General features: G+C 67.6%; 19 protein-coding genes. 8 read left to right on the top strand and 11 right to left on the bottom strand.

Going from position 1 to position 25,192, the window contains the following annotated elements:
- Positions 1–2: 2 nt before the first annotated feature.
- Positions 3–659, bottom strand: a complete 657-nt coding sequence (locus LQF10_RS07175) for a TetR/AcrR family transcriptional regulator (RefSeq protein WP_231066793.1) — start codon at positions 657–659, stop codon at positions 3–5.
- A 93-nt stretch (positions 660–752) separates the two neighbouring features.
- Here LQF10_RS07175 and LQF10_RS07170 point away from each other — a divergent pair, with 93 nt between their 5' ends.
- Positions 753–1,124 carry a DUF1761 domain-containing protein gene (locus tag LQF10_RS07170; RefSeq protein WP_231066792.1) on the top strand — a complete coding sequence of 124 codons (372 nt, stop codon included), beginning with the start codon at positions 753–755 and terminating at the stop codon, positions 1,122–1,124.
- Between the two features lie 38 nt (positions 1,125–1,162).
- Positions 1,163–1,450 carry a DUF1905 domain-containing protein gene (locus tag LQF10_RS07165; RefSeq protein WP_231066791.1) on the top strand — a complete coding sequence of 96 codons (288 nt, stop codon included), beginning with the start codon at positions 1,163–1,165 and terminating at the stop codon, positions 1,448–1,450.
- 5 nt (positions 1,451–1,455) lie between these two features.
- On the opposite strand, the gene LQF10_RS07160 is transcribed toward LQF10_RS07165, so the two are convergent.
- Complete coding sequence (locus LQF10_RS07160) at positions 1,456–4,725, bottom strand: Rne/Rng family ribonuclease (RefSeq protein WP_231066790.1); 3,270 nt, start codon at positions 4,723–4,725, stop codon at positions 1,456–1,458.
- 221 nt (positions 4,726–4,946) lie between these two features.
- Between LQF10_RS07160 and LQF10_RS07155 the strand changes: the two genes are divergently transcribed.
- The 6 genes from LQF10_RS07155 to LQF10_RS07130 are packed head-to-tail and all read left to right on the top strand — an operon-like array spanning position 4,947 to position 13,076.
- Positions 4,947–5,132 carry a hypothetical protein gene (locus LQF10_RS07155; RefSeq protein WP_231066789.1) on the top strand — a complete coding sequence of 62 codons (186 nt, stop codon included), beginning with the start codon at positions 4,947–4,949 and terminating at the stop codon, positions 5,130–5,132.
- A gap of 29 nt (positions 5,133–5,161) precedes the next feature.
- Positions 5,162–6,643: a cytochrome ubiquinol oxidase subunit I gene (locus LQF10_RS07150; RefSeq protein ID WP_231067273.1), complete on the top strand. Its 1,482-nt coding sequence runs from the start codon at positions 5,162–5,164 to the stop codon at positions 6,641–6,643.
- Between the two features lie 7 nt (positions 6,644–6,650).
- Entirely contained in the window at positions 6,651–7,694 is a 1,044-nt protein-coding gene (cydB, locus tag LQF10_RS07145) for a cytochrome d ubiquinol oxidase subunit II (RefSeq protein ID WP_231066788.1), read from the top strand.
- Positions 7,691–9,445, top strand: coding sequence for a thiol reductant ABC exporter subunit CydD (gene cydD, locus LQF10_RS07140; protein ID WP_231066787.1), 1,755 nt, complete (start codon positions 7,691–7,693; stop codon positions 9,443–9,445). The genes cydB and cydD overlap by 4 nt, the downstream gene beginning before the upstream one ends.
- The gene (locus LQF10_RS07135; protein WP_231066786.1) at positions 9,442–11,424 is read left to right on the top strand and encodes an amino acid ABC transporter ATP-binding/permease protein; all 1,983 of its coding nucleotides are present in this window, start codon (positions 9,442–9,444) and stop codon (positions 11,422–11,424) included. The genes cydD and LQF10_RS07135 overlap by 4 nt, the downstream gene beginning before the upstream one ends.
- The gene (locus LQF10_RS07130) at positions 11,421–13,076 is read left to right on the top strand and encodes a sensor histidine kinase (RefSeq protein ID WP_231066785.1); all 1,656 of its coding nucleotides are present in this window, start codon (positions 11,421–11,423) and stop codon (positions 13,074–13,076) included. Before LQF10_RS07135 ends, LQF10_RS07130 begins: the two co-directional genes overlap by 4 nt.
- A gap of 73 nt (positions 13,077–13,149) precedes the next feature.
- Here LQF10_RS07130 and LQF10_RS07125 read toward each other — a convergent pair whose 3' ends face one another.
- The 9 genes from LQF10_RS07125 to LQF10_RS07085 all read right to left on the bottom strand — a co-directional run bounded on the left by LQF10_RS07125 (position 13,150) and on the right by LQF10_RS07085 (position 25,162).
- Positions 13,150–15,213: a beta-galactosidase gene (locus tag LQF10_RS07125; RefSeq protein WP_231066784.1), complete on the bottom strand. Its 2,064-nt coding sequence runs from the start codon at positions 15,211–15,213 to the stop codon at positions 13,150–13,152.
- A 130-nt stretch (positions 15,214–15,343) separates the two neighbouring features.
- Positions 15,344–16,078 (bottom strand): glycosyltransferase, encoded by a 735-nt coding sequence (locus tag LQF10_RS07120; protein WP_231066783.1) that lies wholly within the window; start codon positions 16,076–16,078, stop codon positions 15,344–15,346.
- 5 nt (positions 16,079–16,083) lie between these two features.
- Positions 16,084–17,739: an ABC transporter substrate-binding protein gene (locus LQF10_RS07115; RefSeq protein WP_231066782.1), complete on the bottom strand. Its 1,656-nt coding sequence runs from the start codon at positions 17,737–17,739 to the stop codon at positions 16,084–16,086.
- A gap of 64 nt (positions 17,740–17,803) precedes the next feature.
- Positions 17,804–18,715: a carbohydrate ABC transporter permease gene (locus tag LQF10_RS07110; RefSeq protein ID WP_231067272.1), complete on the bottom strand. Its 912-nt coding sequence runs from the start codon at positions 18,713–18,715 to the stop codon at positions 17,804–17,806.
- Positions 18,712–19,692 (bottom strand): ABC transporter permease, encoded by a 981-nt coding sequence (locus LQF10_RS07105; RefSeq protein ID WP_231066781.1) that lies wholly within the window; start codon positions 19,690–19,692, stop codon positions 18,712–18,714. The genes LQF10_RS07110 and LQF10_RS07105 overlap by 4 nt, the downstream gene beginning before the upstream one ends.
- Positions 19,689–22,010, bottom strand: coding sequence for a beta-xylosidase/alpha-l-arabinosidase (locus tag LQF10_RS07100; protein ID WP_231066780.1), 2,322 nt, complete (start codon positions 22,008–22,010; stop codon positions 19,689–19,691). Before LQF10_RS07100 ends, LQF10_RS07105 begins: the two co-directional genes overlap by 4 nt.
- An 80-nt stretch (positions 22,011–22,090) precedes the next feature.
- The gene (locus LQF10_RS07095) at positions 22,091–22,912 is read right to left on the bottom strand and encodes a carbohydrate ABC transporter permease (RefSeq protein ID WP_231066779.1); all 822 of its coding nucleotides are present in this window, start codon (positions 22,910–22,912) and stop codon (positions 22,091–22,093) included.
- A complete protein-coding gene (locus tag LQF10_RS07090; protein WP_435531438.1) occupies positions 22,912–23,853 on the bottom strand; it encodes a carbohydrate ABC transporter permease in 942 nt (313 codons plus the stop codon). Before LQF10_RS07090 ends, LQF10_RS07095 begins: the two co-directional genes overlap by 1 nt.
- Position 23,854: 1 nt before the next feature.
- Positions 23,855–25,162 (bottom strand): extracellular solute-binding protein, encoded by a 1,308-nt coding sequence (locus tag LQF10_RS07085; protein WP_231066778.1) that lies wholly within the window; start codon positions 25,160–25,162, stop codon positions 23,855–23,857.
- Positions 25,163–25,192 lie beyond the last annotated feature (30 nt).

Below are 25,192 nucleotides of genomic sequence, written 5' to 3'. Positions count from 1 at the left end.
CCTCACGACGCAACACGAGGCAGGGCGAAGCGTGCAAGGAACGTCGCGACGGCCTCGTCGGCGATGGCGTCCAACTGGTCCTGACCATAGGGATGTGAGCCGGCGTCGAGGGTCATCCGGTTCAGAGGTGCGGCCACGGTGAGCCAGGTGAACTGCTCGGCCGCGACGTGCGGAGCTTCAACGGTGATCGTGCCGCGTTCTGCGAGGATGGCGAAGGTATCTGCGAGGGTCTGGATGTTGCGTTCCCAGCTTCGCGTGACGTAGTCGGTGGCGATCTCGGGGAATCGAGTTGCCTCGGCGGCGACCAAGGTGCGCATCTGACGCACCGGGGGGCTGAGTACGGCTGCCTGGATCGTGCGCGCCAGCTGACCCAGTTCCCCTTCGAAGTCCGTAGCCGCGAGGAGTGCCTCCGTGTGCGGTCGCATCGCATCGCGCCCCCGGTCCACCCAGTCGCTGACAACGGCGGCGTAGAGGACCTCTTTGGAGGCGTACTCCCGGTAGAGGGAGTTCTTCGAGATCCGAGCGGCGCCCGCGATCGCGGCCATCGTGGTTCCGGCATAGCCCTGAGCGAGGAACTCCCGCCGGGCGATCTCCAGAAGCTCGTCACCAGCGCTGCCCGGCGGACGTCCCGGTCGACGCGGTCGGCTCTCCTGCATCATCGGCCTCCATTAAGTACTTGACGGTATCTTACTGCTCCCCCTAGTCTGCTAGAAAGATACCAGCCAGTACTAAACATCCTGGAAGGCACCCAGATGCTTGCACTCGGAATCGCCGTGGCCACACTCGCGGCGTTCATCATCAGCTCGGTCTTCTACGCGCTCATGCCCCAAGGACCGCCTGCGAAGGCTGCACCACAGGAACGGCCGCGGCCCGGGCAGATCGTCATCGAACTGCTTCGCAGCGCGACCGTCTCCGGACTCGTTGCCGGCCTGCTGGTCACGGCCGGCTGGGCCGGCCCGGCGCAGGGCGTGCTGCTCGGTCTGGCGTTGTGGGCGCTGCCCGTCGTGCTTCTGACCGGCTCTGTGCTCTGGGAGAAGGCACCGGCCCGGTCCGCTGCGACGCACGCGGTCGACTGGCTGATCAAGCTCGTCGCCATCGGACTCATCCTTGGACTGTTCACCTGAGCCGCGACCACCACCCGACCGAGACGCAGGAGCATCGCATGAGTACGACGACCGGACCGATCGACATCACCTTCACGGCGACCCTGGGAAAGGTGCGAGAAGGTGACACCTGGACCTGTGTGCAGCTGCCTGGTTCCGCGCAGGTCTTCGGGACGCGAGGGCTGGTGAAGGTCGCCGGCACCATCGACGGCGAACCCTTCCAGGGCGCGTTCATGGCCCTGGGCGACGGCACCCACAAACTGCCGGTTGCCGCCGCGATCCGGCGCGCCATCGGCAAGACCGATGGTGACGAGGTCACCATCCATCTCAGCCGACGTCTGAACTGAGCAGACTACGGAGCCGGCTTGTCCTCGGCGGCCTGGACGTGCTCCAGGATCACCTCGGCATGGCTCACGTTCGGCGCCGCCGAGGTTGCTGGCCCGGCCTCTCCCGGCTCCACGGCATCCACCTGCGCAGCGCCTGCCCCAGCGTCGTCCCCTTTCGGGCCTGCCGACTCGGCGTCACCCCCTTTCGGGGTGACGGGCTCACCTGCACCCCCTTTCGGGGCGACCGGCTGACCGGGGTCCCCGTGCGGGGCCACCGATTCTGCCGTGTCCAGCGGCGTGACGTCTGACTCCGGAGCGTCCGTCGCGGCCGAGGGGCCCACGCTGCTCGCCTCACTCGAATCGCTGTCGTCCTGCTGCTGCTCGTGCTCGTGCGCGTGCGCGGCTGCGGCCGCGATGGTGGCCAAGGTGGCGCGCACCTGGGCTTGCTTCTCCGGGTCCACCTCGGGCTCAGGGATGGCGGGCTTGTCCGGACGGCTCTTCCGGCGCCGGTTGGAGCGCCCTGCTTCGGGGGCGTTATCCGACCCGTTACTGGACCCCTTGTCCGTGGTCTCCACCGGGTCGGCGTGCACGAGGAAGCCCCGGCCGTTGCAGTGTTCGCACGTCTCGCTGAACGCCTCCACAAGGCCCTGGCCCACCCGCTTACGGGTCATCTGCACCAGCCCCAGCGAGGTCACCTCAGCCACCTGATGGCGGGTGCGGTCCCGTCCGAGGCACTCCACCAAGCGCCGCATCACCAGGTCGCGGTTGGCCTCGAGCACCATGTCAATGAAGTCCACCACGATGATGCCGCCGATGTCGCGCAACCGAAGCTGGCGCACGATCTCCTCGGCCGCCTCGAGGTTGTTCTTCGTGACGGTCTCCTCGAGCGTTCCGCCGGACCCGGTGAACTTGCCGGTGTTCACATCCACGACGGTCATGGCTTCGGTGCGGTCAATCACCAGGGAGCCGCCGGAGGGCAGGAATACCTTGCGGTCCATCCCCTTGGCCAGCTGCTCATCGATCCGGTACTCGGCAAAGACGTCCGTGGGCTCGTCCCAGTGGCTCAACCGCTCGGTGAGATCGGGCGCTACAGCAGCCACGTACTCGGAGATCGTCTTCCAGGCATCCTCACCGGCCACCACGAGCTTCTTGAAGTCTTCGTTGAAGACGTCACGCACCACCCGGGTGGAGAGTTCGGGTTCGCCTTTGAGAAGCACCGGAGCACTCGTCGACTTGCGGTTCACCTTGGTCTGGATGTCGTCCCACTGCTTCGTCAGACGCTCAACATCGTGACGCAGCGCGTCTTCGCTCGCACCTTCAGCAGCCGTGCGCACGATCACGCCTTGACCGTCCGGGACGATTTCCTTGAGCAGCTTCTTCAGCCGGTTGCGTTCGGTGTCCGGCAGTTTGCGGGAAATCCCGGTCATCGAGCCGGAAGGCACGAGCACCAGGTAACGGCCGGCGAGGGTGATCTGCGCGGTGAGGCGGGCGCCCTTGTGCCCGATCGGATCCTTGGTCACCTGGACCAGCACAGAATCGCCCGAGGAGAGTGCCTGCTCGATCCGGCGCGGTTGCCCGTCGAGCCCGGCGGCGTCCCAGTTCACTTCACCGGCATAGAGGACGGCGTTGCGCCCCTTGCCGAGATCCACGAATGCTGCCTCCATCGAGGGCAGGACGTTCTGCACCCGGCCGAGGTAGACATTGCCCACCATCGAGCTCTGCGTCTTGCGCGCCACGTAGTGCTCCACGAGCACGTTGTCTTCGAGGACGGCGATCTGGGTGCGGCCGTCGCGCTCGCGCACCACCATGGAGCGGTCCACGGACTCACGGCGCGCGAGGAACTCGGCCTCGGTGATGATCGAACGACGGCGGTTGGAGTCCCGGCCTTCCCGGCGACGCTGACGTTTGGCCTCCAAGCGAGTGGAACCCTTGAGCGCGGTCACCTCATCCTTGGCCGATGCGGATTCGTCACCGCCACGAGATCCACGGCTTCGACGGCGGCGCCGGCGGCGCGAGGAGCCATTGCCATCACCATCGTCGGAGCCATCGTCGCCGTTCTCGACGTTGTCCGACCCAGCGGAGTCGTCGGGGTCGGCTGCATCGGCGGGCGCCCCCGGCCCGTCGGGCGAATCCTGGTTCTGCTGTGTTTCACCGCTTCCACTGCCCGACTTACGGCGCCCGCGGCCACCACGGCGGCGGCGACGCTTCCCGCCGGAGGAACCGGACTCGTCCCCGTCGCCGGAGTCGGCGCCGGATTCGTTGCCATCCTGGTCATCCTGGCCAGCCTGGGCGGAGCCATCGTCGCTGCCATCGTCGCGGGCCGAGTCGGGCTCGGTCTGGCCGCTGCGCTTCTTGCGGGAGCCTCCCCTGCCCTTCTTCTTCGCCCCAGGCTCGGCGCTCCGCTCGTCGTCAGCCGTGTCGGCGCTGGTCTTGTCGCTGTCTGTGTCATCACGACCAGCATCGGCACCGTCAGTGGTTCCCGAATCGGTGGAGCGTCGGCGCCGTCGCCCACGGGAGGTGTCCGGAGCCTGGAACAGCAGCGCCGTAGCGGGCAGGCGGGGCGAATCCTCCTCGTGTTCCGCTTCCGGCTCATCCGTGATGGCCTCATCGTCGGCCTGATCTTCGGCGGCAGTAGCCGCACCGCGTGAGGGCACGTCGAGGTCGAGTTCGGGTGCCCGGGCCGACGGCGCCTCGTTGGCGTCGTCCTCGCGTTGTACCCCGAAGGCGGCGAAGACATCCAGCGCTGGGGCCGGTTCAGGAGTCCCGCCGCCGGAGATCGCGCGGCGGCCGCCGCGTTTGCGCTTGGGGGCCGCCTGATTCTCAGCGACCGGTACCTCCGTCGCGGCTGTCGGCGCGCTCTCACTCGGCGCACTCTCGTTCGGCGCACTCTCCGCGGACGGATCCTGTGCGATGGCGCTGACGGCTGGGGTCGCAGCGGTGGGCGCGTCGTCACCGGCCGGGGACTGTGCTGCCGCGTCCGAGTCGGTGGGCTCGACCTTCTTCTTGGCGGCTCGCTTCCGGGGCGCCCGCTTCGGCTTCTCCGGTGCGGGCTCCTCGGCGGTCGGTTCGGCCGCGCGCTGAGCGGCCGGTGCGTCCGCCACCGTGACCTGCTCGCCGTCCGCGGCCGACGGCCGCTCCGGCGCGGGCTCGCCCACCGGTGCTGGGCTTTCCGGGGCGGTCGGGACCTCCGGCGTCATCGCTGGTGCGGTGGCGCGGCGGGACCGGCGTTTGCGCGGCTGCTCCACACCCTCGTGGTCGGTCGCGCTAGAGGTGATGTTCTGCTGTTCGTCTGACACGGGTCATTCCCCTGGCCGTCGGATACCAGCCATACCCACCTGATATCCGAGGGCGGTTCGTCGGCCGCCTCCGGTGAAGCGATCCGTCAAAAGTCCTTGGTGCTCGGGCCTCACGATCTGGTCGCATCGGCCGTCCGCCAGTGCCATCACGCACCATGGGGGCACGTTCGCCGGGTGGTCGGTCCTGGGCCGCGCCAGCCACCTGAGGCGGCGCGTACTCCATGACCCCAACTACCTTTGCCGATGTCACCGGGCTCCCGGCAGGTATGGAACGAGCCGGTCACCACGAGGAGTATCGCACAGGAGGGGTCTACGTCGGCGGACGTGGCCACGAACCGGCACGCCGCACCGCCACGGCGGCCGGGACCTTCGTCCCGGAGAACGGCGCAATAGCCGCCCTACCGTGAAAGCACCCACCACGGAAGGACGCAGCGGCGTGGACACCCTCGATCTGGCTCGATGGCAGTTCGCCATCGTCACGGTCTACCACTTCATCTTCGTGCCCCTCACGATCGGCCTGGCGCCATTGGTGGCGATCATGCAGACGATGTGGGTACGCACTGGATCGCAGGCGTGGCTGAAACTCACCAAGTTCTTCGGCAAACTGCTGCTGATCAACTTCGCGGTCGGTGTGGTCACCGGGATCGTGCAGGAGTTCCAGTTCGGGATGAACTGGAGCGAGTACTCCCGGTTCGTGGGAGACGTGTTCGGTGCACCGCTGGCCATCGAGGGACTGGCAGCGTTCTTCTTCGAGTCCACCTTCCTCGGCCTGTGGATCTTCGGCTGGGACAAGCTGCCGAAGAAGGTCCACCTGGCCTGCATCTGGGTCGTCGCGATCGCTACGAACATCTCGGCGTACTTCATCTTGGCGGCGAACTCGTGGATGCAGCACCCCGTGGGCGCGATCTACAACGAGACCACCGGGCGAGCCGAGATGACCGACTTCGGTGCCGTGATGACCAACAACACGTTGCTCGCCGCCTTCAGCCACACGGTCGCCTCCGCCCTGCTGGTGGGCGGCACATTCGTGGCCGGCGTGGCCGGATGGTGGATCGTCAAGTCGGTCCGCTCGGGTGACCGCGAGACGGCCCGCACCATCTACCGCCCGGCAGCCATCCTGGGTATGGTCACGATCGTTCTCGCGGGCGCCGGTGTGGCGATCACCGGGGACTGGCAGGCCAAGCTCATGTACGAGCAGCAGCCGATGAAGATGTCGGCGGCGGAGGCCCTCTGCGAGGGTGAGAGCGGAGCCGCATTCTCGATCCTGACCATCGGAGACCTCTCCAACTCCTGCGAAGGCGTCGAGCACATCCTCACCGTGCCGGGCCTGACCAGCTACCTCGGCACCGGTGAGTTCGACGGCTACCTCCCCGGAGTTGAGGACCTGCAGACCGAATACGAGGCCGCCTACGGCGAAGGTGTCGACTACCAGCCCAATCTCGCACTCACCTACTGGTCGTTCCGGTTGATGATCGGGTTCGCGATCTTCAGCGGACTGCTCGCCGCGGCGGGTCTGTGGCTGCTGCGCAAGGGCCGGGTCACCGAGAACCGCTGGTTCGCGAGACTGTGCCTCATTGCGCTACCGATGCCCTTCATCGCGGCCTCGTTCGGATGGATCTTCACCGAGACCGGCCGCCAGCCCTGGGTGGTGGTCCCGAACCCGGACCCCACGGGCGTCGATGCGATTCGCCTGCTCACTCAGGACGGTGTCTCCACCTCCGTGGTGGCCGGTGAGGTGATCGCTGCCACCGTCACGTTCACGGTGCTCTACACCGTGCTCGCTGTGGTCTGGTTCACGCTGATGCGCCGGTACGCCTCCGGAGGAATCGCCGTCACCTCGCCACCCTCGCCCGATTCGGAGAACTCCGACGACGGCAACGACTCCCCCACCGACGCTCCCCTCTCCTTCGCCTACTGAGGTCACCATGGATCTTCCGCAGCTCTGGTTCGTCATCGTTGCCTTCTTCTGGCTCGGCTACCTCGTCCTCGAAGGGTTCGACTTCGGCGTCGGGATGGTGATGCGTCCACTGAGCCGCACCGACACCGACCGGCGCCTGATCATCAACACGATCGGCCCGGTCTGGGACGGCAATGAGGTGTGGGTGATCGTGGCCGGCGCCGCCACTTTCGCCGCCTTCCCCGAGTGGTACGCCACCATGTTCTCCGGCTTCTACCTGCCGTTACTGGTGATTCTCGCGGCGCTGATCGTGCGCGGTGTGGCCTTCGAGTTTCGCGGCAAGATCAACGACGACACCTGGCGCGCACGATGGGACTGGGCCATCACTCTCGGCTCGTGGACCCCCGCCATCATGTGGGGCCTCGCCTTCGCCAACCTGGTCCGCGGAGTGGAGCTGACGGCGGACCATCAGATGGTCTCTTCCCTCCCCGACCTCCTGAGCCCATACGCCCTACTCGGCGCGGCCACCACCACCTTGCTCTTCGCCACCCACGGGGCGATCTTCCTGGCGCTGAAGACGGCCGGCGAGATGCGCGAACGCGCCGGACGGCTCGCCGCGATGCTGGCGGTCCCGACGGCCCTCGTGGCCGGCGCCTTCGCGATCTGGACCCAGCTGGCGCACTCGGTGCACCTGTGGACGTGGGCGGCCGTGGCGACGGCCGCCGTCGGGCTGGTCGTGGTTCTGGTGGCGACCCGGGCGCGACGCGAGGGATGGGCATTCGGGGCCAGCGCGCTGGTGATCGCCGCGGCGGTGGTGCTGATCTTCGGATCCCTGTTCCCGAACGTGATGCCGGCGATCAACGATCCGGCGCATTCGCTCACCATCGCGAACGCCTCTTCCACCGAGTACACCCTCACGATCATGACCTGGGTCTCGGCATTCCTGACCCCGCTGATCATCGGATACCAGGGGTGGACGTACTGGGTGTTCCGCAAGCGGCTCACCGCCGAGGTGATCCCTCCCCACACGGGCCTGCCCGCGCGAACCCGTGCCGGTGCGGACGGCCGATGAAGCCGTTCGACGCCAGGCTGATCGGGCGAGCACGTGCGGCCCGCGGCTACCTGCTGCTCACCGTGGGGCTGACCGCGTTGACCACCGCATGCGTCCTCGGTACCGCTGTGCTGCTGGCGGGTGCGCTCGCACCAGTGATCACCGGGGTTGCCACTCTCGCGGACGTATGGCCGCAGATCATCGGGGCGGCCGTGCTGTTCGTTGGGCGTGCCCTCCTGGCCGGGGTCACCGAGCGGTTCGCACACCGATCCGCCACCCGGGTGATCGCGGAGTTGCGCGCCCAGGTGCTCGACCATGCCGCCGCGCTCGGCCCCCGGTGGCTGGCACGGCATGGTGCGCACACCGCCACGACTCTGACCCGCGGGCTTGACGCCCTGGAGCCGTACTTCGTGCGGTACCTGCCGCAGCTCTTGCTCGCCGCTGTGCTCACTCCGGCGGTGCTGGTGGTAATGGCCACTCTGGATCTGCTGGCCGCCGTGACCGTGGTGGCGCTGTTGCCCGTGATTCCAATGTTCATGTGGCTGATCGGACGGGTCACCCAGTCGTATGCCCGGCGCCGGCTCGCCGACCAGGAGCGGCTCGGTGCGCAACTGCTGGACCTACTCGCCGGGCTTGCGACGCTTCAGGCCTTCGGCCGCGCGATCGGCCCCGGTGCGCGGGTGCGAGAACTCGCCCAGTCGTCCCGGCGCACCACGATGGCCACGTTGCGGGTGGCGTTCCTCTCCGCGGCGGTGCTGGAGCTGTTCGCCAGTCTGATCGTGGCCGCGGTAGCAGTGGGGGTGGGGCTGCGGCTGGTGTTCGGGGATGTCGGGCTGGAAGCCGGTTTGGCGGTGCTGATCCTGGCACCGGAGGCCCTGCTACCGATCCGCCAGGTGGGAGTGCACTTCCACGCCTCAGCGGATGGCCTCGCGGCTGCCGACCGCGTGCACGCGGTCCTGGATGAGCCACTGCCCACTCCTGGCCGGCAGCCCGCACCGGTCGCAGTGACCGCCGTGAGCTGGCAGGGCGTGGGTGTGCAGGCCGCGGATCGCGGCTACTTCGCACCCCGAGGCCTCACCGGACTCGCCCGCGCGGGTGAGGTGACCGCCCTGCACGGGCCGAACGGTGCCGGGAAGTCGACGGCGGTGCTCACCCTGATCGGAGCGCTCACCCCGGATGAGGGTGAGGTGCGCCTGCACACCCCCGACGGCGTCTGTGCAGTATCGGCATTGGATCCGCAGTCGTGGTGGTCACAGGTGGCGTGGGTGCCGCAGCGGCCCGTACTGGAGCCAGGCACCCTGGCCGAGTATCTCGGCCGGCCGGGTGTGCGGGCCGGCACGGTGGTCGCAGGTCCAGCAGGGTCAGGGCAGTCGCGCAGTGCGGCGACGTCACGCCGGGCGGTACCGCCCGGCGACGAGCTCGATCGTGCGGCACGGGCCACCGGCCTGGACCGCGTGGTGGCCGGGCTGCCGCAGGGCTGGAACACCCGGATCGGTCAGGGCGGGGTGGGCCTCTCGCTCGGTGAGCGACAGCGCCTTGCCCTCACCCGCGCCCTGCTCGCTCCTGCGCCGGTGCTGGTGCTGGACGAGCCGACGGCCCACCTGGATCAACTCGCGGAGGCGCAGCTGCTGGAGGTGCTGCGGGGTGCGGCGGCCGAGGGCCGGGTGGTGATCGTGGTGGCACACCGGGAGTCGCTGCTCGAGGCATGCGATGCGGTGATCGAGGTACGCAGCGATGCGGCGTTCGGAGCGCGGGCGGAGGCGCTGCCGTGACCGCCCCGGGCAGAGACTCGCTCGCTCAAGCGCCACACCACCACCCTGCCACCGCCCAGGGCGGACTTGTGGCTGACCTGCACGATGTCCGGGGTGTATTGCCGCTGCTGGAGGTCGACCGGCGCCGCACGGCGCTGGCCATCGGCTGGGGCTCGCTGACCCTCTCCGCCGCAGTGGGCCTGGCCGCGGTCTCGGCGTGGCTGATCGCCCGCGCGAGCCAGATGCCGCATGTGCTCGACCTCACGGTGGCTGTGGTGACTGTACGAGCGCTGGGGATCTCGCGCGGGGTCTTCCGCTACCTCGACCGGATCGCCTCGCACGACGTGGCGCTGCGCGGCGTCGCGGCATTGCGTGAGCGGCTCTATCGTGACCTGGCCACCGGACGCGCTGAAGCCGTCGTGGGTTTGCGGCGCGGCGATCTGCTGAGCCGGCTCGGCGCCGATGCGGACGCACTCGGGGACGTCGTGGTGCGTGCCCTGATCCCGGCGGCGGTGGCCGCAGTGGTCGGCACAGGCACCGTGCTGCTCGTGGGTGCCTTCTCGCCCGCCATCGCCGCCGTGCTCGCCGGGTGTCTGCTGCTCAGCGGCCTGCTCGCCCCCTTCCTAGCGGCCACCGCTGCCCGCGCGTCCGAGTCGGCGCTGACTGACGACCGGGCCGAGCTCTCCGCCGCGGTCACCACGATCTTGGACGGTGCGACGGAGCTGCGGGTCTACGGCGGTCTTCCGGCGGCCTACGACCACCTCGGCGAGGTGGAAGCACGGCTGCGGCATGGCAGAGACCAGGCAGCGGGCCCTGCCGCTGCCGCCCACGCCATCGTGCTCCTCGCCACCGGGATCGCTACGCTCGCTGCCCTGCTGATCGGAATTCCCGCCACCACAGCCGGAGCGCTGGCGCCGGTGGAGCTTGCTGTGGTGGTGCTCACGCCCCTCGCAGCCTTCGAGGCGAGTGCGGCATTGCCCGCGGCCGCGGTGCAACTCACCCGGTCCGCGGCGGCGGCCCGGCGCATCCGTGCCCTTCTCGATGCCGCTGCACCGTCCCCCGCTGCACCATCAGCTACCCCACCATCCCCCGCTCCACCATCAGCCACCCCACCATCCGCACCAGTCGTGTGGGCTACCCCCGCCCTCCAGACCACGCGTTGCCCCGGTCTGTCGCCATCGCTCCCCCGGGCGCGACAGATCGGGGCAACGCGTGCCAAGGACGACGGGGATATCTCGAGCACCACGACTCAGAGCCCGCAGGTCACCGCGAACTCAACGCCTGTGCTGGTGGCGCGGAACCTGACATGCGGATGGCACGGTCGTGCCGTGGTCTCCGGGGTGGACCTGAGGCTCGAGCCGGGCCGCGCGATGCTGCTGATAGGTCCCAGCGGGGCCGGGAAGACGACGCTCGCCCTCACCCTCGCCGGGCTGATTCCCCCGGTGGCCGGCGAACTCACCATTGCAGGCTATCGAGCCGAGACCTATGGTGACGCCGAGCCTCGTGCGGCAGGAGGTGCACCCGCGGACAGTGCCGCGACTCCCGTGAGCACCGACGTGGTCTCCTTCACCGCCGAGGACGCGCATCTCTTCGAGACCACTGTGCTGGAGAACCTGCGGGTCGCCCGTGGCGACGTGAGCGTGACCGAGGCTGAGGCTGTGCTCCGCCAGGTCGGGCTGGATGGCTTGGTGAACCGGCTCCCCCACGGACTCGACACCCTTGTGGCCGCACCGACCCTCTCGGGTGGGGAACGCCGTCGGCTGTTGCTCGCTCGAGCCCTCCTCAGTCCCGCTCCGCTGCTGATCCTGGACGAGCCGACCGAGCATCTCGATCCGGCCACGGCGGAGGCGTTGATGGCCGACATTCTGGCGATCGGTCACCGTGGGAGCACACGTGGCGTGCTGGTCATCACGCACCAGCTCACCGGATGCGACGCTGCGGACGACATCGTCCGGATCGATGCGGCACAGATCCAGACATCGCGCACACTGGTGCCATGACCAGTGGTCCCAACGGGCGCACGGCCCCGCTACTGAACGCCGTGCTCTCGGTGACCTCGCACCTGGAGCTGCACGAGGTGCTCCACAACGTCATCGAAGCTGCCGCGGACCTCACCGGCGCCCCCTACTCCGCGATCGACGTTCTCGATGCCGCCGGTGAGGTGGAGAGCCACCTACAGACGGGGAATGCGCCGGATGTGCACGCACTGCTGACCCACCCGCACGGCGTCGAGGTGTTGGAAGCGATCGGCACGGAGCCGATGGTCCTCGAGGATCTGATCGACCACCCGCGCTTCGCGGACCTCCCGCCCGGACACCCTCGTACGGCGCGCTTCCTGGGCGTCCAAGTACGGATCCGTGACCAGACGTACGGGCGGCTCTACCTGGCCGGCAAGGCAGAACCGTTCACGGCGGACGACGCCGACCAGGTCCGCATGCTCGCCGCCGCTGCCGGGATCGCCGTGCAGAACGCACGCCTCTACGCGGCGGCACGCACGCGGGAACGGTGGCTCGCCGTCGGGCAGGAGATCACCACCACCCTGCTCTCCGGTACCGATATCGAGGAGGCGCTCGAGCTGATCGCGGCGCGGGTGCGGCAGGTGGCGCGCGCCGATACGGCGGTGATCGTACTGCCGGGTCTCGGGCAGGACTGGGTGATCGAATTCGCCGACGGTGACCCGGTGGGTGACCTGGTCGGCATCGTGATGCCGTCGAACGGGCGGGCGATGACCGTGCTCCGGGACGGCCACGGGATCATCGTGGACTCCTTCGCCCGGGCGCGGAATCTGCGTGTGCCGCAGTTCGGCCGGTACGGGCCGTCCTTGTACGCACCGTTGATGGCCGGTGACCACGGCCTCGGCGTGCTCATTCTGCTGCGGCACACCGGCGCCGGCGAATTCACCGAGAACGAGCTGACCATCGCCGAGTCGATTGCCCGCCAGGCGGCCCTGGCGATCACGCTCTCGGAGTCGCGGCAGGCACAGGATCTGGCGGCATTGCTCTCCGAACGCAGCCGGATCGCGCGGGATCTGCACGACCTGGCGATCCAGCATCTGTTCGCTACCGGACTGCGCCTGGGCCAAGCACAGCAGCGACTCCTTGGCTCACCCGCTCCCGCGCCGGCGGCGCTGACTGGAGACCTGGAGGCGGCCCTGGACGGAGTGGACGAGGCCGTCGGGCAGATCCGGCGGATCGTGCACGCCCTACGCACTGATGCCGAGAACGCACCACTGACCGAACGGGTGGAGGCCGAAGCCGCCCTGGGCCGGACCGATCTGGGGCTGGCCACCTCGGTCACGTTCGACGACGCGACTGCAGCCGAGCTGGCAGCGGGTGGGATGGAGGACCTCGCCGACGACGTCGTGGCCGTGGTGCGCGAAGGGCTCGCCAATGCCGCCCGGCATGCCCGTGCCGGCCATGTGCGGGTCGCGCTCGTGGCGCAGGCGGGTGTACTCACCATTACCGTCACCGACGACGGCGTCGGCCCTGACCCGGCGGCCGACCGTCACTCCGGGCTGGCGAACCTCGCCGGACGGGCCCGCCGCCACGGTGGCGAGTGCACGCTCGTGGCAGGTGGAGACAACAGCATTGACGGAGCGGGCGGCCACAAGCAGGGCGGCGCCGTCCTCACCTGGACCGCCGCGCTCACGTGACGTGTGGCCCCCATCGGCGGGATCGCGTCGATCGAGTCAAGAAAAGCCCGGAGGATTCCAGCTGACCGGTCGGTCAGGCCTCAAGGATGACGACAACATCGGTCGGATCCAGGACGAGACTCTCGCCAGCGTGGATCTCGGCGCCGGTGAGCAGGTTCTGCCCGCCGACGTGTGCGGGCACCCGCACCGGCACGCCCCCGTGGTTGAGCAGGAAGTGCACCCGCTCGATCTCACCGTCTCCCTCGTTCCGAGCACCGACCCGCTCGCGCACCGCGTGCTCCAGATCAGGTGTGCCGGCGTAGGGGCCGATCAGGCCGTGCCCGGCGAGCACCTGCCGCAGAATCGCTCGCAGCCCGATCGCATCAAGCCCGGCTCCCACGTACCAGGCCTGCCCGGCACCCACGGTGTTCTTCGTGACGGCGGGGGTGCCCGCGTAGAAGTCGGCGCCATAGGTGCCGATCACCTCCGCGCCGGTGGGCACGATCAGCTCCATCACCAACGCGGCAGCAGCATCAACCGACCCCTCCTCCAGCGCCAAGGTGACCGGGTTCGTCTCCCCCGGCCCGGCGGAGTCGATCTCTTCCACCCGGATCCCGAGGGTGGGTGCGAGCGGCCCGGGCGCGTCCATCAGGAAGGCATTCGCGGACTCGTCCACCCGGCCCGCCCAGAACGACGTGAGCACGGTCCCGCCCCGCTGCGCCACCGCATGCAGCCGGTCGGCGATGTCACCCTTGAGCAGGTGCAGCTGCGGAGCGAGGACCACGTCGTAGGTGGTGAGGTCCGCCGTCATCGGCACCACGTCCACCTGCGCACCCGCGTTCCATACGGCGTCGTAGTAGCCGAGCACGGTGGCGAGATAGCTGACGTGCCGGTTGAAGCCGTCGGTGATCTCGGTGGTCCACCAGTTGTCCCAGTCCACGATCAGCGCGACCTTCGCCGGGGTGCGCGCACCGACCACCGCATCGCCGAGCTGCTCAAGTTGTTCGCCCAGAGCGGCCACCTCGCGGAACGGGCGAGAGTCGGTGCGTCCGGCGTGGTCGAGCACGGCGCCGTGGTATTTCTCGCAGGCGCCGCGGGAGGCGCGCATCTGGAAGTACAACATCGCGTCCGCGCCATGGGCGATCCCCTGCCAGGACCACAGTCCCAGCACGCCGGGGCGCTTGACCGGATTCACGTCCCGGCTGGCGGTAATCGTGGGGGTCTGTTCCATCACCCAGAACGGTTCGCCGCCCTTGAGCCCGCGCATCAGATCGTGGGTGAAGGCCATCCGGACGTGTTTGTCCCGCCCGGGCGGGTAGTTGTCCCAGGTGGCGAAGTCGAGGTGCTCACTCCACCGGTGGTAGTCGATCGGGCGGAATGCGCCCATGAAGTTGGTGGTGACCGGGGTGTCAGCGTCGTGGGCGCGGATGCGCTCCTTCTCGTCGCGGAAGTTACGCAGCAGGGCCTCAGACATGAATCGCCGGAAGTCGAGGGTGTTCCCTTGGAAGGCCGTGTGGTTCGGGCCGCGCCAGTGCTCGCTGAGCGCGTTCGGCACCTCGATCTGGTCCCAGGCGCTATAGCGGTGCGACCAGAAGGTGGTGTTCCATGCCTCGTTCAGCGCCTCGAGGGATCCGTACCGCTGCGCCAGCCACTCGCGGTAGCCAGCGGCACAGTTCTGGCAATAACAGGAGCCGTCCGGTCCGCCGTACTCATTGCCCACATGCCAGGCCACCAATCCGGGCGTCCCGGTGTACCGCTGCGCGATCCGGTCCGCGAGCGCCGCAGACAGGCGGCGGAATACCGGCGAGCTCGGGCAGTGGTTGTGCCGCTGCCCGTACACGTGCCGCCGCCCCTCGAAGTCGGTCCGGTTCACCTCGGGGTAGGTCTTGCCCAGCCACGGCGGCATGCCGCCGGTCGCCGTGGCGAGCACGATCTGCTTTCCCTCGGTCACGGCGCGCTGCACGGCGGCGTCCAGTGCGGTGAAATCGTAGGTCTCTTCATCGGGCTGCAGTAGCGACCAGGTGAACACTCCCAACGTGAGGGTGTCGATCCGGGCGAGCTCGAAAGCCGCGTAGTCGACGTCCCAGATCTCGGCCGACCACTGTTCGGGGTTGTAGTCGCCGCCGTAGAGAATCTTCGAGGTGCGAGGGGCGCGCATGAATCTCCTGATCGTCTCGTGCACTGCCTGGCCGTTTCATGCCCTGAACGTGAGTCGAGTGCGGCCGATCTCGCCTATATCTCACTAGGTGAGCGAAAAGCAGAGCACTCGCGGCTAGGGGGTGGTGGGGCTAGGGGGTGGTGGGGGGTGTGTTATTCGGGGTGGGGAGGGTGAAGTCGCGCTCGATGCGTGCGATCAGCGGCATGTCGATGCGCCACAGGGCGAGGGCGAACATGGCCCCGAGGAGCACCAGCGGACCGTCGCCGGCCTGCCAAAGCACCCCGACGGCGCAGATCACCAGGGCCAGCACGCCTACCGTCACGAAGGGCATCCGGAAGACGTGGTGCACGGCCAGCCGGACGGCGTCGCGGGTGCGGAAGGAGAAGCAGGTGGCGATCACGATCGCCTGCGCACCGCTGAGCAGAACGCCAAGCCCGATCACGGCGAGCACGCCCACATAGGCGCCGGGTACTCCGGCGTCGTCGATGTTCGCGGCCGAGGTGGCAAGCACGGCCAGCACCATGAGCATCGGCACCCAGATCCGCAGCACGTCCGCGATCCCGCCCGCGTAGCCGCGGCGGAACGAGCGCCATGGCGCAGGCGCCCCACCGTCCTCGGCATCGCCCCGGCCGCGTGCCCGCCAGGCGAACAAGGTCGCTGAGAACGCCGGGCCGGCCGGCAGCAGGCCAAGGGCCAACGCCCAGGGCGACCGGCCGCCGTCGAGGAGCGCCAGGAGCACCAGACCGGGTGCGCTGGCCAGGGCACACAGCACGGTGAGGGTGAGCGCCCAGTGGATCCATGTGGTGGTGCGGCCGAGCACACCTCTGCCCGGTTCCCCGGGCAGAGGTGTGCTCGCTGGTGCCATCACAGTCATTCTGCAGCGGCGCCGTTCACGAGCTCCACATAGTCGTTCATGCCCGCGCCTTCCAGCTCGGCCACGTACTCGTCCCACTCCTCCATCGGACGCTGGCCAAGGATGAAGGCCGAGGTGTTCTGCATGACGATGTCCTGCAAACTCGACTGTTGCAGAGAGGCCTGCTCCCGCTCGAGCTCATCCATCAGGATCGCCGGGCCGGGATCGGCCACCTCCTTCTCGTTCATCGCCGCCCGGAACTCCACCACTTCGGGGCGCAGCATGGAGTCGAGCAGGTCCTGCGTGGAACCGTGCGCGAGCATCCACACACCGTTGTGGTAGCCATAGTCGGTGTTCAGCGCCTCCGGCGCTCCCGGGTTGAGTCCGTTGATGTCGATGCTCTCGGCCAGGGTGCGGGTACCGTCGTCGGCCACCGTGTAGGTCTCACCCTCCACACCCCACTTGGCGAACTCGAGGCCCTCATCGGAGTAGTACAGCCAATCGATGTACTGCAGCATCGCCACGAAGTTCTCCGATTCGGCGGCACTGGAGGAGAAGACGATCCCGGATTCGAACCGGCCGCCGGTCGAGGCGTCCATCCGGTCCCCTGCCGGGCCGGCCGGAACCACGATCTGGCGTAGCTCGGCCCCGTCTTCGCCGGCCTCCTCCAGGGCGGTGCGATAGCCGAGGATCTCCTGGTCATTGGAGCCGATCGCGGCGGACTGGCCGGAGACGAGCTTGGCCTTGGCGGCGTCATCGTCCTGGCTGATGGACTCAGGGTCCATCAAACCGCGATCCACCAGATCGGCGAAGTAGCCGACCAGGTCCCGGTAGCCGTCCTGGGCGCCGGTGTACTCGAACTCACTCCCGTTCCAGGTCACGCCGTCCCCGTACCCCCAGCCGGCCTCGGTGCCGAAGTTACCGGCGGCGGCCTGCAGGGTGGCCTCGATCGGACCGTTCATCGACCATCGGTCGGAGTAGGGGTAGTCGATCTCGGGGTGGGCGTCGGCGACCGTCTCGAGTTGATCGGCGAACTCCTCCCACGTCTGCGGATCCTCGGTCAGGCCGGCTTCCTCCCACAGGTCGGCACGGATCGCGATGGTATAGGTGGGCTTGGGGTTCTCCAGCAGGCCGGGCAGGACGTAGAAGCTGCCATCCTCCTGGCGGGTCCGGTCCAGGTCCTCGGTGAGGCCCCACTCGTCGACCTTCGCGGTGAAGTTCGGCATGTACTCGAGGTACTCCGAGATCGGCAGCAATGTGCCGCTGGCCACGAACTGATCGGCGTCGGCCACATAGGTGGACGGCACGATATCCGGGGCGTCTCCGGCAGCAAGCAGCAGGTTGCGGCGGTCGTTCCAGTCCGAGAGCGGCACGTTCACCATGTCGAAGGAGACGTTGTGGTTCTCCTCCAGGTCCTGCAGGATCGACCAGTCCTCGCTGAAGGCGTAGTTGGGGTGGTCGCGATAGAGCATGCTGAAGGTGACCGGTTCGGTGGCCACGAACGTGGTGCCCACGTCGTAGTCCTCCATCGCGCCGACCATGTGGTCGCTCAGATCGCTGGAATCGGGCGCGTCACCTCCTCCGCCGCCCACATCGTCGGTGGAGCAGGCGGTCAGGGTCAGACCGCCGGCCAGCAGTGCCGCGATCGCGGCGCCGGTTCGTGTTCTTCTCATGGTGTTTTCCTCACAAACTTCCTCGTTCGGGATCAGGGTCAGGTAGAACATCTGCCGGGGTGGCTCAGCCCTTGACGGAACCGAGCATCACTCCGGAGACGAAGTAGCGTTGGATGAACGGGTAGACGCACACGATCGGCAGCACGGTGAGCACCATGGTCACCGCCTGCACATTCGAGGCGATCTGGGCGCTGTCGGCGCCCAGGGATTCGGTGCTGGTGGCGGCCGCCAGCAAGTTCCGTAGATAGACGGTCACCGGATACAGGTCCGAGCGATCCATATACAGGAACGCCTGAAACCAGTTGTTCCAGAAGGAGACCGCGTAGAAGAGCACCATGGTCGCGATCACCGCCTTGCTCAGCGGTAGCACGATCCGGCCGAAGATGCCGTAGGTGGTGAGGCCGTCGATGGCCGCCGCCTCCTCGAGGTCTGCTGGGAAGTTCTCGAAGAAGGACTTCATGATCAGCAGGTTGAAGATGCTGATCGCATTCGGAAGCACGATCGCCCAGATCGTGTTCTTGAACCCGAGCGAGTTGATCAGCAGGTAGTTCGGGATCAGCCCCCCGTTGAAGAACATCGTGAACACGGCGATGCCGATGAAGAAGGTGCGGCCTTTGAGATAGCGCCGCGAGAGCGCATAGGCGAATGTGGTGGTCAGTGCCATCGCGATGAGCGTGGCTACCACCGTGTAGACCACGGTGTTGCGATAGTTCAGCCAGAACATCGGATCGCTCATCACGGCGGTGAAGGTGGTCGTGTTGAACCCGCGCGGGAACACGTTCACCTGCCCGGCCACGATGGCACCCTCGGAGCTGAAGGCCTTGGCCACCAGGTTCACGAACGGGTAGAGCGTGAGCGAAACGATGAGCACCAGCGCGGTGGTGTTGATCACCTGGAACACCCGATAGCCGCGACTCTCGGCGATCCTGGTGGGCCGTACGCGGGCCAGATCAGGGGTTTGTGGGTTCGTGGTCACCACAGGGAGCTCCCGGAGATTCGACGCGAAAGGGCGTTCGCCGAGAGCACCAGGGTGACCCCGATGAGTGCCTCGAACAGCCCGATCGCGGTGGAGTAGGAGTAGCTGCCCGAGCCGATCCCCACCCGGTACAGGTAGGTGGCGATCACGTCGGCCGTCGGGTACAGCAGCGGGTTGTAGAGCAGCAGGATCTTCTCGAAGCCCACCGCCATGAACTGGCCGATGTTCAGGATGAGCAGCACCATCATCGTCGGCCGGATACCGGTCAGGGTGATGTGCCAGGTCTGCCGCCATCGGTTCGCACCGTCGATGCGGGCCGCCTCGTAGAGCTGATCGTCGATCGTGGTCAGTGCGGCAAGGTAGAGGATCGTCCCCCAGCCCACGGTCTGCCAGATCTCCGAGCCCACGTAGATGGTGCGGAACCAGTCCGGATCCTGCATGAAGGAGATCTGTTCCCCGCCGAGAGCTTCGATCAGCTGGTTGATTGACCCGTTCAGCGAGGTGAGTTGCAGGACCATCCCGGCCACGATCACGATCGACATGAAGTGCGGGAGGTAGGTCATCGTCTGCACGAACCGTTTGAACAGCCGCGTGCGCACCTCGTTCAGCATCAGCGCGAGGAGGATCGGCAGCGGGAAGACGATCGCCAGAGTGAGCCCGCCGATGATCAGCGTGTTCGTGAACACCCGCCAGAACGTGGGGTCCTGGATGAACATCTCGACGTAGTGCAGGCCGACCCACTCGTCGCCGAAGATGGATCCGCCGGGCCGGAACCGGCGGAAGGCGATGATGTTCCCGGCCATCGGCACGTACTTGAACAGCCCGAGGAACAGCACCGGAAGCACCAGGAAGGTGTACAGGCGCCAGTCCCGGCGCAGTGCCCGCCGCCAGGTGGTCCGCCCACGCCGACGGCGGCTCTTCAGCGTCTGGGCCGGCGGCACCACCTGGGTGGGTTCCGGAGGAGCCACGGTGGTCATCTGCTCACCTCCACATGAGCAGTCGAGAAATGCGCCCGGTCATGGCCGACGATGCGCGCAGGTCCGACGAGGTCAAGATCGAGTGCCGCGTGGATGTCGGCTGAGGAGCGGGCCAGGCGGAGCTGCATCCGGCCTGGTTCGACGATGCGCTGCAGATCCCGGCCGGTGAAGCTGGTGAGATCGGCCGGGACGTCGAAGCGCACAGCGGCGGACTCCCCGGGCTCGAGCGGCACCCGGGCGAAGCCGATGAGTCGGATCACCGGCCGGGTGACCTGAGCGACCGGATCGTGCAGGTAGAGCTGGACGATCTCCGTACCGGGCCGGTCACCGGTATTGCGCACGGTCACCGCGAGCGAGGCAGCTCCGTCGCTGGCCCAATCACCGTCGGAGACGATCCGGGCGTCGGTCCAATCGAAGGTGGTGTAGCTCAGGCCGTGACCGAAGGCGAAAGCGGGGGTGGGGTCCAGGTTCGAGACCCCCGAGGCCTGCCCGAGCGGCGCGGTCAGGTAGGTGCCGGGCTGGCTGCCGGGATCGCGAGGAATTCCGAGCGGGAGCCGGCCGGACGGTTCCGTCTCCCCGGTGAGGATCTCGGCGATCGCGTCGCCGCCGCGCTGCCCGGGGAAGAAGGCCTGCACGACGGCGCTCGCCCGTTCCGCGAGAGCGCCGAGTGCGTAGGGGCGTCCGCTCAGGACGACGATGACGACAGGGGTATCCGTGGCGAGCAGGGCCTCCAGGAGGTCGTGTTGCTTGCCCGGCAGGGCCAGATCGGGTGCATCGCATCCCTCTCCGGAGGTTCCGCGCCCAAACAGGCCGGAGCGGTCACCCACCACGGCGATGCACACCTCGGCGCCTTCGGCCGCCGCCACAGCCTCGGCGATCCCGGTGGTGTCCGGGTCGGTCACGTCCACGCCGCGGGCGTGCACCACGTCGGTGCACGCGGCCAGCGCCGCCTGCACCGTCGGGATGTCGATGCCGAGCTCGTGGTCGGGATGGCGCACTCCCACGTGGGCAGGGAAGGAGTAGCAGCCGAGCATGGCGTACGGATCGTCGGCCAGGGGCCCCACCACCGCCACGCGACGGTCTGCGGCCAACGGCAGAACGCCGTCATTGGCCACCAGCACCACCGCCTCCCGGGCGAGGCGCAGGGCCAGTTCGCGCCCCTCGGCATCGTCGAACACCACCGGGCCGGCCGGTTCGGGGACGTAGCCGGGATCGAGCAGACCGAGTTCGACCTTCTGCGTGAGTACCCGAGCCAGCGCGCGGTCCAGCAGGGACTCCGGGACGTCTCCGGCCCGGACGGCGTCGATCAGTGGCTTCAGGTAGGCGTCGCCGGAGGGGAGTTCGATGTCGACCCCCGCGGCGAGCGCAAGTCCCGCCGCCTCACCAAGACTGCCCGCCACCCCATGGAGGGCGTGCAGGAACCGGACGCCGAAGTAGTCGGCCACCACGGTGCCGGTGAAGCCCCACCGCTTGCGCAGCAGCTCGGTGAGGAGGTGTTCGTCGGCAGCAGTGGGCACGCCGTCGATCTCGGTGTAGGAGTGCATCACCGATCGTGCGCCGCCATGGCGCAGTGCCGCCTCGAACGGCGGCAGGATCACATCGGCCAGCTCGCGCGGGCCCATCGAGACCGGCGCCAGGTTGCGACCGGCACGGGAGGCTGAATAGCCGGGGAAGTGCTTGAGGGTGGCCACCACACCAGAGGACTCCAGGCCGCGGACGTAGGCCGCGCCAATGGCGGCCACGAGATAGGGGTCCTCGGCAATAGTCTCCTCGGTGCGCCCCCAGCGGTAGTCGCGGGTGACGTCCAGCACCGGGGCGAGGCCCTGATGGATCCCGGCGGCGCGCATCGTGGCACCGATCTTCGCGGCCATCTGTGCCACCAGGTCCGGGTTGAAGGTGGCGCCCCAGCTCGGCGGCACCGGATAGGCGGTGGCGCGCCAGGCGGCGAACCCGGCCAGGCACTCCTCGTGTACCTGCGCAGGAATGGCGAATCGGCTGGTGGCCATGATGTCGCGTTGTGAGGCAGCCAGCGCCCGGGCGCCGCCCTCGGGGTCCACCGGCACCGTGCCGAACGGACGGGTGAGCTGGCCCAGTCCGTGCCTGATCGCCTGGGCCCAGACCACCGGATCACCGGCCATCTCGGACTGCTGCGGAGCCACGTCACCGGTCTCGGCGTTCGCGCCCACCCACAACCCCACGAGCTGGGCGGTCTTCTCCTCCAGGGTGAGCGCGGCGATCAACCCGTCCACCCGGTCGGTGACGGAGGCCGAGGTGTCCCGCCAGATCTCCTGGGTAGCGGCGTCGGCATGCAGCGTCATCGGACTCCTTTGGTGTGGAACCGCGATCGAGGGGATCGGCCCGGTTCGGTGGTTGGGTTGGTGTGGCAGAGGTGGGGCAGCTACTTGCCAAAGCCAGCAGTCAGGCCGCTGACCAGTTGGCGACGGCCCACGACGTAGGCCGCCAGGATGGGCAGGACGGAGAGCGTGACAGCAGCAAGCACAGCCGGGACGTTCGTGGAGAACTCGCCCTGGTAGGACCACAGGGAGAGGGGCAGCACGCGCACCCCCGCGCTTTGCGTCAGTACCAGCGGGAAGAGGAAGCCGTTCCATACCTGGAGTGCCTGGTAGATGCCGACAGTCATCAATGCCGGGCGAGAAAGTGGTAGCACCAGCGTGGGAAGGATCCGCCACTCACTGGCGCCGTCAACGCGCATCGATTCGAACAGCTCACCCGGGATGTCTCGGACGAAGTTCGTAATGATCAGCACGCTGATCGGGATACCGAATGCGATGCTCGGCAATATCAGGGCCCACAAGGTGTCATACAGGCCGATCTGCACAATCAGGTAGTAGACGGGAATGATCGTCGCCTGCAGGGGAATCGCGATACCGAGCAAAATCAGCTCGAGCGTCCGCTTCGCCAGCCGGCTGGTGGAACGCACCACGTAATAGGACGCCATCAACGACACCGCGAGGATGACGGCCACCGCAGCGACCGTGACCAGCACACTGTTGGTCAGGTATCGCACGAACTCGTTCTCGAGCACCAGTTGGTAGGCATCGAGAGTCGGGTTACCCGGGATCGAGAGCGGGTTCTCGTCGTAGTAGTCCGCCTGGGGCCGCAGGCTCGTCACGACGATGTAGTAGATCGGGACGATGATCACGAGCAGCCATAGCCATCCAGCCAGACCGCCCACCACATTCGGCCGTTGATATCGCATCACAGGCCCGCCTGCTGACTTTCCATCTTGCTGGCGCCCGAGAGCCGGTTCAGGGCGAGACCGAGTGCCAGCCCTACCGCGACCAGGATCACGGCGATCGCACTCGCCTGCCCCATGTCGTAACTGCGGAATCCGGTGAGGTACATATCGAGCGGAAGGATGCGCGTAGCTCCCCCGGGCCCGCCTCCGGTGAGCACGAAGATCAGGTCGAAGTAGGTGAGGGAACCCACCAGCATCAATGTCGATGAGGTGATGATCGTGTACCGAAGTTGCGGCAGCGTGATGTTGACGAACCGAGCCAGGCGTCCGGCCCCGTCAATCGTGGCCGCCTCATACAACGACTCAGGGATCTGTCGCACACCAGCCTGGTAGAGGAGCGAGTGCAGCGGCACGAAACACCACGCCACGACGAAGACGACGACGAAAAGCGCCAGGTCCGGGTCACCAAGCCAGTTCTGCCCCAGGAACTCCGAGTTGAACGCTCGGGAGAGCCCGAAGTTCGGATCGAGCAGCGATTGGAACGTGATGCCGACGGCCGCGGCGGAGAACACCAAAGGCAGGAAGTACAGCACCGAAAGGAATGCGCGATACCGCTGGCGGCCCGCCATGAAAACGCCGAGGAGCAACGCCACCGGCGCCTGGAACACGTACGACACGGCGGTGAAGACGAACGTGAGCCACATGGCGTGCCGGGTCACCGGGTCCGCGAGAGTCTGCTCCCACTTCGCCAGCCCCGCCCACTGCGGCGAGGACAGTCCGTCCCACTCCATGAACGAGAGCACGACCACCCCGCCCAGGGGTATCAACGCGAACGCGGCGAAGAATGCGAGCGCCGGCACCGCCATCAGGAAGGAGGGTCCCCCGCGACCGCTACCTGAGGAGTTGGTCCGCTGCGCGGTGGTCCGAGTGCCGATGTCCGGCTGGTCAGTCGACAGCGCCATCTCAGAGCGTGGCGTTCATGTTGTCGACGAACTCCTCGGGTGTGATCTGCATGAGGAACAGCTGACTCAGGTTGGTCAGCAACTCCTGTGCAGGACCCGGGGGCAACGCCTGGTCCCAGGAGAGCTGAAAGTGCGGTGCTTCGCTGGCTAAGTCGTAGGAGAAGGTCAGGAAGTCGCCGTTCTCGCTTTCAGCCAACTGGTCGGCGATCCCCTGGACCGGTGGCACCGCACCCGCGGCGATCATCTCCTCGATCTGGGTGTCGTCGTAGAGCTGCTCGCTGATCCAGCCAAGGGCGGCTTCTTGTTCCTCGTCGGAGGCGGCGGAAGAGACGGAGAACACGTTGGCCGGATTCCCCACGATGTTGGCCGGGTCTCCCGCACCGCCCTCGACCGACGGGAACTGTGTCCAGCCGAGAGCCGACTCGGTGAACTCGGCTGCGTCACTGCGGAAGGTGGCGTAGGCCGAACTGAGCCACAGGAGCATGGCTGCCCGGCCTGTGTGCACGAGCGCAATGTCGGCGTTCTGGTCCGCAGCGACAGACGCATAGTTGTCGCCGAACGCCCCCGTTTCGACCAGCTCCTGGATGCGGGTGGTCGCCTCCAAGAACGCTGGGTGAGACCACGCATCAGGTTCACCATCGAGAACGGCTTGGAAGGCCTCCGGACCGCCGATGCGGTCCGTCAGGTACTGAATCCACTTGAGTTCGGGCCAGACGCTGGCGCCTGCCAGGGCGAACGGCAGCACATCGTTGTCCTGGAGTTCCGCGCTGACCGAGAGCATCTCCTCATAGGTGGTGGGCACCTCGAGTCCGTGCTCATCGAAAATGTCGCGGTTGTAGAACAGGACTACTGGCTGCACGTCGTTGACCGGAACGGCGTAGGTGGTGCCGTCCACCTGACCGTTCTGCGCGACTGACGGGAGGAGCCGTTCCTCGAGGTCGCCGGTGGAGCCGGACAGATCGATGATCTGGTCGTTGTTGGCATAGTCCGCGAGGGTGCCACCGCCCCAGCTCAGCACCAGAGTAGGCGCCTGCCCCGCACCTACCGCCGTGCGGATTCGCTCCTTGTAGGCGTCGTTCTCGAACTCTTCGACGGAGATCTCCTGATCCGGATGGGCCTCGTTCCAGCGGCTCACCGAATCACTGATCACTGGCCACATACCTCCGGTGAGGATCCATACGTTCGCCGAGCCGGCGCCGTCGGGATTCTCACCCGGCTGGGTTCCGCCCTCACAGGCAGCAAGCCCCAGTGCGAGAGCCGATGCGCCGGAGAAGCCCAGGAAACTGCGGCGGGACGCCGTGCTGTTCATCGCCGGAAAGCCGCCGAAGGCGCTACCGCT

The organism is Ruania halotolerans (assembly GCF_021049285.1).
In the GTDB taxonomy this organism is placed as follows: domain Bacteria; phylum Actinomycetota; class Actinomycetes; order Actinomycetales; family Beutenbergiaceae; genus Ruania; species Ruania halotolerans.
Note: the sequence above shows the minus strand (reverse complement) of the source record. Positions and strands in the feature narration are given on the sequence as shown.